The organism is Micromonospora solifontis (genome assembly GCF_003725545.1).
GTDB lineage: Bacteria > Actinomycetota > Actinomycetes > Mycobacteriales > Micromonosporaceae > Micromonospora > Micromonospora solifontis.
The window spans coordinates 1-6,525 of sequence record NZ_RJLN01000155.1 but is presented as its reverse complement, the minus strand read 5'-3'; the positions used below and the strand labels follow the sequence as shown (position 1 = coordinate 6,525).

6 protein-coding genes are annotated in these 6,525 nt (G+C 76.2%); 2 read left to right on the top strand and 4 right to left on the bottom strand.

The window, feature by feature from the left end; genetic code table 11:
* Nucleotides 1–313: 313 nt before the first annotated feature.
* Both EFE23_RS27245 and EFE23_RS27240 read left to right on the top strand, forming a co-directional pair.
* A complete protein-coding gene (locus EFE23_RS27245; protein WP_123243736.1) occupies nt 314–1,474 on the top strand; it encodes a class I SAM-dependent methyltransferase in 1,161 nt (386 codons plus the stop codon).
* Nucleotides 1,475–1,604: 130 nt separating this feature from the next.
* Complete coding sequence (locus EFE23_RS27240) at nt 1,605–2,024, top strand: helix-turn-helix domain-containing protein (protein WP_123243735.1); 420 nt, start codon at nt 1,605–1,607, stop codon at nt 2,022–2,024.
* A 3-nt stretch (nt 2,025–2,027) separates the two neighbouring features.
* Here the strand turns inward: EFE23_RS27240 and EFE23_RS27235 are convergent, their stop codons facing one another.
* From EFE23_RS27235 to EFE23_RS27220, 4 genes are all read right to left on the bottom strand, one after another.
* Nucleotides 2,028–3,146 (bottom strand): DUF8832 domain-containing protein, encoded by a 1,119-nt coding sequence (locus tag EFE23_RS27235; RefSeq protein ID WP_373684054.1) that lies wholly within the window; start codon nt 3,144–3,146, stop codon nt 2,028–2,030.
* The gene (locus tag EFE23_RS27230; protein WP_123243734.1) at nt 3,139–3,369 is read right to left on the bottom strand and encodes a heavy-metal-associated domain-containing protein; all 231 of its coding nucleotides are present in this window, start codon (nt 3,367–3,369) and stop codon (nt 3,139–3,141) included. The genes EFE23_RS27235 and EFE23_RS27230 overlap by 8 nt, the downstream gene beginning before the upstream one ends.
* Nucleotides 3,370–3,483: 114 nt before the next feature.
* On the bottom strand, nt 3,484–5,604 hold the full coding sequence (locus EFE23_RS27225) for a RecQ family ATP-dependent DNA helicase (protein WP_123243733.1): 2,121 nt from the start codon (nt 5,602–5,604) through the stop codon (nt 3,484–3,486).
* A gap of 37 nt (nt 5,605–5,641) precedes the next feature.
* Nucleotides 5,642–6,525 (bottom strand): ComEA family DNA-binding protein (locus tag EFE23_RS27220; RefSeq protein ID WP_500786062.1); only part of this gene is annotated, 884 nt, incomplete at its 5' end.

Sequence of the window (6,525 nt, the reverse complement as noted above, 5' to 3'; positions counted from 1 at the left end):
GCCGAGGGCGCCGCCGAGCCGGCCGTCGCGACCGCGGAGGGCGAGTCGGCACCCAAGCCGCGCCGCCGCCGGCGCCGTCGTGGTGGCGCTGGTTCGGGGGCCGGTACGCCGGCCCGAGGCGACCGCCGACTGACAAGCGACTGAGCGACGGCCCTCGGACCACGGTCCGAGGGCCGTCGACTGTCCCGGCCCACTCGACTCACCGCACGTCGGGGCTTCCTCACGCACCGAGGCCCTGACCTCCCGCAGCCGAGTGGATCAAGCCCGATGCTGCGAGGAGCGGGCCGGGCTCGACGACGAGGATGATGGAGCGATGCCGGAACCGTTGGACGCCGCCCTGACCGAGGTCCGGGCACTGCTGCTCGACCCCGCCCTGACCCGGGCGGTCGCCGCCGGCCGGCGCCGTGGCCACCGTCCCTCGGTGGTCCGGGCCGAGCTGCGCCCGGTCACCCTCAAGTCCGGCCCCCGGCTCCAGATCTCCACCTCGGACGGCGCCCGGCCGTACACCCGGAACGTGGCACCGGGCGCGGAGGCCGGCGCGGCGGTCGACGAACTGCTCGCCGAGCCGTTCGGCAACTGGCACGTGGAGACGGCCGGCACCACGCTCCAGCTCCGGGTGACCAAGTCGGGCGAGGCGCAGGTGCACCGGGCGGCGGCGAACCGCCCGGCCCGGGAGCCGGGCGGTCACGACCGGGCCAAGGACTGGCTGCTCGACCCGGGTGACCCGCTCTTCGCCGAGATCGGCGGTTCGGCGGCGAAGCGCCGCCAGGTGGACGCCTTCCTGCGCGCGCTGGCGACGACCCTGCCGGACGATCTCACCGGGCCGCTGCGCGTGGTCGACCTGGGCTGCGGCAACGCGTACCTGACCTTCGCGGCGTACCGGTACCTCGCGCAGCGCGGGCTGGACGTCGAACTGGTCGGCGTGGACGTCCGGGAGGACCAGCGCCGGCGCAACACCGAACTGGCCGAGCGGCTGGGCTGGACCCACCGGGTGCGGTTCGTGGCCGGCACCATCGCCGACGCGGTGGTCGAGCCGGCTCCCGACCTGGTGCTGGCGCTGCACGCCTGCGACACCGCGACCGACGAGGCGCTGGCCCGCGCGGTCCGGTGGGACGCCCGCTGGGTGCTGGCCGCACCGTGCTGCCACCACGACGTGGCGGCGCAGCTCCGGTCCCGCCCGGCGCCCTCGCCGTACGAGCTGCTCACCCGGCAGGGCATCCTGCGGGAGCGGTTCGCGGACGTGCTGACCGACGCGCTCCGGGCGGCGCTGCTCCGGCTGCACGGGTACCGGGCCGAGGTGGTGGAGTTCGTCGACTCCGCGCACACCCCGCGCAACCTGCTGATCCGCGCCCGCCGGACCGGTGGCGCGCCGACCGCCGACCAGCGCGCCGAGTACCGGGAGCTGATCGGCCAGTGGGGCGTGACGCCCCGGCTGGAGACGCTGCTCGCCGCCGGGTCCCCCGACGGTAGTTGACAGCGGACAAGCGAACGGTCTCAGCCCACGGTCCCTTCCGACCGATCAGTCAGTTACTTCCGTGCCCGGTCGTACTACCCTCTGAGGCGCACCGTCCGGTGCTCCGGCCGAGAAGGATGACCGCGCAGGGATGGGTTCGGCAGACGTTTCGCCACAGATGGCCTTCGCGCGCTTCGTTCGGCGCGCGATCGACGACGCCCGCGAGGAGCGCGGCTGGACGGTGACCGACCTGGCCACGCACACGGGAGTGGGGCGGTCCACCGTGTTCCGGTGGTTGGCCGGCGACTGGCAGGACTACCCCGAACTGGCCAAGGTCCGTGGCTTCTGTGCCGCCCTCGACCTCCCGGTGGCGGCCGCCTTCCGCGCCCTCGGCCTGCCTGACGCCGGTCCCGTCCCCCGCCGTCGCGGTGGCGAGGACGCCCCGGTGGAGGCGGATGTGCGGGTGATCCTGGAGCGGTTGGCCGACCCGACCGTGCCCGCCGAGGAGAAGCACCACATCCGCGACCTGCTCCGCTACCTGGCCCGCCGGCCGGTCCGCCGGGCGGGCTGACGATCAGGCGACGACGAGGGTGAACTCGGCCGTGCGGACCACCCCGGCCACCTGGAAGTCGAGGAACATCCGGTAGCGGCCCGGCCCGGGCACCGTCGTCCAGAACGTCACCGTGCCCGGCGCATCCTGCGGCCCGGGGTGGACGTGCAGGTAGCCCAGATCCCCCTCGCGCAGCGCGACCAGGTGCCCGTACGCGCCGAGGTAGCGCTCCAGCTCGGCGGGACCGCCGCCGGTCGTGACGGTGAACCGCACCGGCACCGTCTCCCCCGGCTTCGGGGTGCCCTGGTAGCCGACGGTGAACCCGTCGACCGTGGTCGAGGTGGCCGGGGCCGGCAGCGGCCGGGGCGCGTACGGGCCGGCGGCGGCCAGGTCGACGCCGAGGGTGGCGGCGGTCTGCCGGCCGTCGTCGGCGACCACGGTGAAGTCGGCGTACGCCCGCCAGGCGCCCGGCGCGGTCAGGGTCAGCGGCACCGACCAGGTGCCGTCCGCCGCCATGGTCGGGTGCAGGTGCTGATAGCCGGTGAGGTCACGGCGCACCACGATCAGGTGCATCGGCTTGTCGTGCACGACGGCGAACCGGGTGGCCGCCCGCCCCCGCTCGTCCCGGATCTGGAACCGCAGCTCACCGGCCCGGCCGACCGGAAACTCCACGGTCGACGGGGCGAGCGTCCAGCCGCCCGAGCTGATCGAGAGGCCGGCCGCGTCCCCGCCGCCGGCCTGGGTGACGTCGACCCCGCCGTGCGAGTGCGCACCGGTGCCCGGGGCGTGGGTGTGTCCCGCGGCCGCCGGGGCGGGACTCCCGGACGCGGCGGTCGGCGGCGGGTTCAACCGGCCGAGGCCGAAGCCGAGCAGCACGGCGAGCACCAGACCGCCCACCACCAGGGCGAGCCGCAGCGTGCTCCGGTCCACGGACGCGCCGGGGCCGGCGGACAGCTCCCGGCCCGCGGGCAGCTCCCGGCCGGCGGGCAGCTCCCGGCCGGCGGGCAGCTCCCGGCCGGCGGGCAGCGACGCCTCGGTGGCCGGGGCGGCGTCGACCGGGGCCGCAGCGTCGACCGGAGCCCCGTCGACCGGGGCCGCGGCGGCGACCGGGGCCGCGGCGGCGGTGGCCGGCGACTCAGGCAACGCCGCCGGCCAGTTCGTAGCCCGCCTCGTCGACGGCGGCCCGGACGGACTCGACCGGCAACGGCTGGGCGCTGGTGACCGTGGCCGTGCCGGCCGGCAGGTCGACCCGGACCTCCTCGACGCCGGGCAGGGCGGACAGCTCGTCGGTCACCGCCCGCACGCAGTGCTCGCAGGTCATCCCGGTGACGGCGTACGTCTGGACGACGGGTCGCTGCTCGGTCATGGGTTCACGGTACCGGCGGGCGACGTACCGGCATGCGGACGGTCCGTGACGGTGGCGACGCTCGCAATCCGGCCGGTCCGGGAACTTTCCCCGCCCGCCGGACGACCGACTATCTCAGCCCGCCACCGCCAGGGCCAGCGGCAGGACGTCCGGGGCCCCGGCCCGCCGCAGCAGCCGGGCCACCATGGTCACCGTCCAACCGGAGTCGACCAGGTCGTCCACGAGCAGCACCGGCCCGTCCAGGCCGGCCAGCGCGTCGGCCAGCTCGTCGGGGACGGTGAAGGCGTCGTGCAGCGCGCGTACCCGCTGGGCGCTGTTGCCGCGCGGGCCGCCACCGGCGGCGGGCCCGGTCGGGGCGACCCTGCCGAGCAGCGGCAGCCGGCCCACGGCGGCGATCCGTTCGGCGAGCGAGCCGACCAGCGCCGGGTGGGTACGCGAGCCGACCGCGACCACCCCGACCGGGCGGCGCGGCCACGGGTCGTCGCCGTGCGCCCACGCCTTCAGCACCTCGACCACGGCCGCCGCCACGTCGTCGGGCACCGGGCCGTCCGCCGCGTCCGGCCCGACCAGGCCGCGCAGCCGCCCACCCCAGCCGAGGTCGGAGAGGCGCCCCACGGCCCGCCCGGGCAGCGCCTGCTCCGCCGGGGGGATGCGTCCCTTCAGCGGTACGCCCACCGCCTCCAGGCCGGTCGGCCAGAGCTTCTTCGGCGGGATCTCCACGCCGGGACGGCCGAGGAAGCTCTGCGCGGCGGCCAGCGCGGTGTCGGACACCTCGGCGGTGCGGAGCGGGCCGGCGCAGTTGTCGCAGCGACCGCAGTCGGCCGCCCCGGCGTCGTCCAGGCACTCCCGCAGGTACCGCATCCGGCAGCCGGACGTGGCCGCGTACTCCCGCATGGCCTGCTGCTCGGCGGTGCGCGCCTGGGCGACGCGGCGCAACCGGGCCTCGTCATAGACCCAGGGCGCGCCGGTGGCGAGCCAGCCGCCGCGGACCCGGCGGACCGCGCCGTCCACGTCGAGCACCTTGAGCATCAGCTCCAGCCGGGCCCGGCGCAGGTCGACGATCGGTTCGAGCGCCTGGGTGGAGATCGGCCGGTCCGGGCGCAGCGCCGCGAGCACCGCCCGGACCTGCTCCTCCGGCGGGAAGGCGAGCGAGGCGAAGTAGCGCCAGATGGCCGCGTCCTCCACGCCGGGCAGCAGCAGCACCTCGGCGTGCTCGACGGCCCGGCCGGCGCGGCCGACCTGCTGGTAGTAGGCGATCGGCGAGGGCGGCGCGCCAAGGTGCACCACGAAGCCGAGGTCCGGCTTGTCGAACCCCATGCCGAGGGCGCTGGTGGCGACCAGCGCCTTGATCTTGTTGTCGAGCAGGTCCTGCTCGGCCGCGCGCCGGTCGGCGTCCTCGGCCTGCCCGGTGTACGCGGCCACCGACCAGCCGCGGGCGCGCAGGAACTCGGCGGTCTCGCCGGCCGCCGCAACGGTGAGGGTGTAGATGATGCCGGAGCCGGGCAGCGCGTCCAGGTGGTCGGCGAGCCAGGCCAGCCGGTGCGCCGGGCTGGGCAGGTCGATCACGCCGAGCCGGAGCGACTCCCGGTCCAGGGTGCCGCGCAGCACCAGGGCGTCGCCGAGCTGCTCGGCGACGTCCTGGGTGACCCGCTCGTTGGCGGTGGCCGTGGTGGCCAGCACCGGGGTCCGCTCGGGCAGCTCGGCGAGGAAGGTACGCAGCCGCCGGTAGTCGGGCCGGAAGTCGTGCCCCCAGTCGGAGACGCAGTGCGCCTCGTCCACCACCAGCAGCCCGGTGGTGGCGGCCAGCTTCGGCAGCACGCCGTCCCGGAAGTCCGGGTTGTTGAGCCGTTCCGGGCTGATCAGCAGCACGTCCACCGCCCCGGCGTGGATCTCGGCGGTGATCTCGTCCCACTCGTCCAGGTTGGCGGAGTTGATGGTGCGGGCCCGGATGCCGGCCCGGGCCGCCGACTCGACCTGGTTGCGCATCAGCGCCAGCAGCGGCGAGACGATCACCGTCGGGCCGTGCTCGCCGCTCTCGCGCAGCAGCGCGGTGGCGACGAAGTAGACCGCCGACTTGCCCCACCCGGTGCGCTGCACGCAGAGCACCCGGCGCCGGTCCACGACGAGGGCCTCGATGGCCCGCCACTGGTCCTCGCGGAGCCGGGCGTCGTCGCCCGCCAGCCGCCGCAGCACCGCCTCGGCCCGCTCCCGTACGGTCGCCCGATCCTGGCTCATCCGGCATTTCTACCAGGCCGGCGGGCACCCGCCGGGATCACGCCGGTCGGTCGGGCGGCGGGGGCGGCGGCAGGAAGACGAGGATCTCGCGCAGCGCGTCGGTCACCGTCGGCGGCAGCAGGCAGCGGGCCGCGAGGTCCTCCATCGAGGTGTACGGGCCCCGCAGCCAGCGATCCATGATCACCTGCTGGTACTGCGGCGGGCTCAGCCCGGGCAGCGTCCCGATCACCGGCTCGGGGACCGCGTTGAGGTCGATCAGCCCGCCGTCGTCGAAGGTGCGCGGCAGGTCGGGGCGGCCGATCCGGAGGTCGTGCCGGGCTGCCGGGTGGTGGTGCAGCAGGAAGCGGGCCTGCTCCCGGAGCACCCTGCGGTTCTCCGCCCGGCGGCTCCGCTGGCCGGTGACCACCCCCCACACGCGGCGGTCGAGCAGGAGCACGTGCAGGGCACCGCCGAGCCAGGCGACGCCCAGCCCCAGCAGCGAGAGCAGCTCCAGGTCCGTCGCCTCGGCCTCGGCGTCGAGATCGGCGAAGGCCGCCACGAAACCGACGACCAGGGCCAGATAGCAGGCGGCGGCCAGCGTGGTCCGCCAACTCCGCCGCCAGGCCGCGTAGACCGCGAGGACCATCCACGTCAGGAAGCCGAAGCTGAGGATCGCGGCGGCCAGCCCGAGGACCGTGCCGGCGACGCTCAACCAGCGCGGCGCCCGCCGGGGAGGCAGCCGGGTGGGGACCGGCGGCGGGAAGATGGGCGGCGCCGCGCCGGGCTGGCCGGTCGGGACCGCCGGCGACCCCGCGGGTGGCGGGTGCGTGCCGACGAGGACGCCGGGCGGGCTCGCGGGCCAGCCGGGAGGGACCGGCGACGCCGGCCACGACACGGGCGGGGAGGCTGGCGTCTCTTCCTCGGGGGTGGCCGGCTCGACGC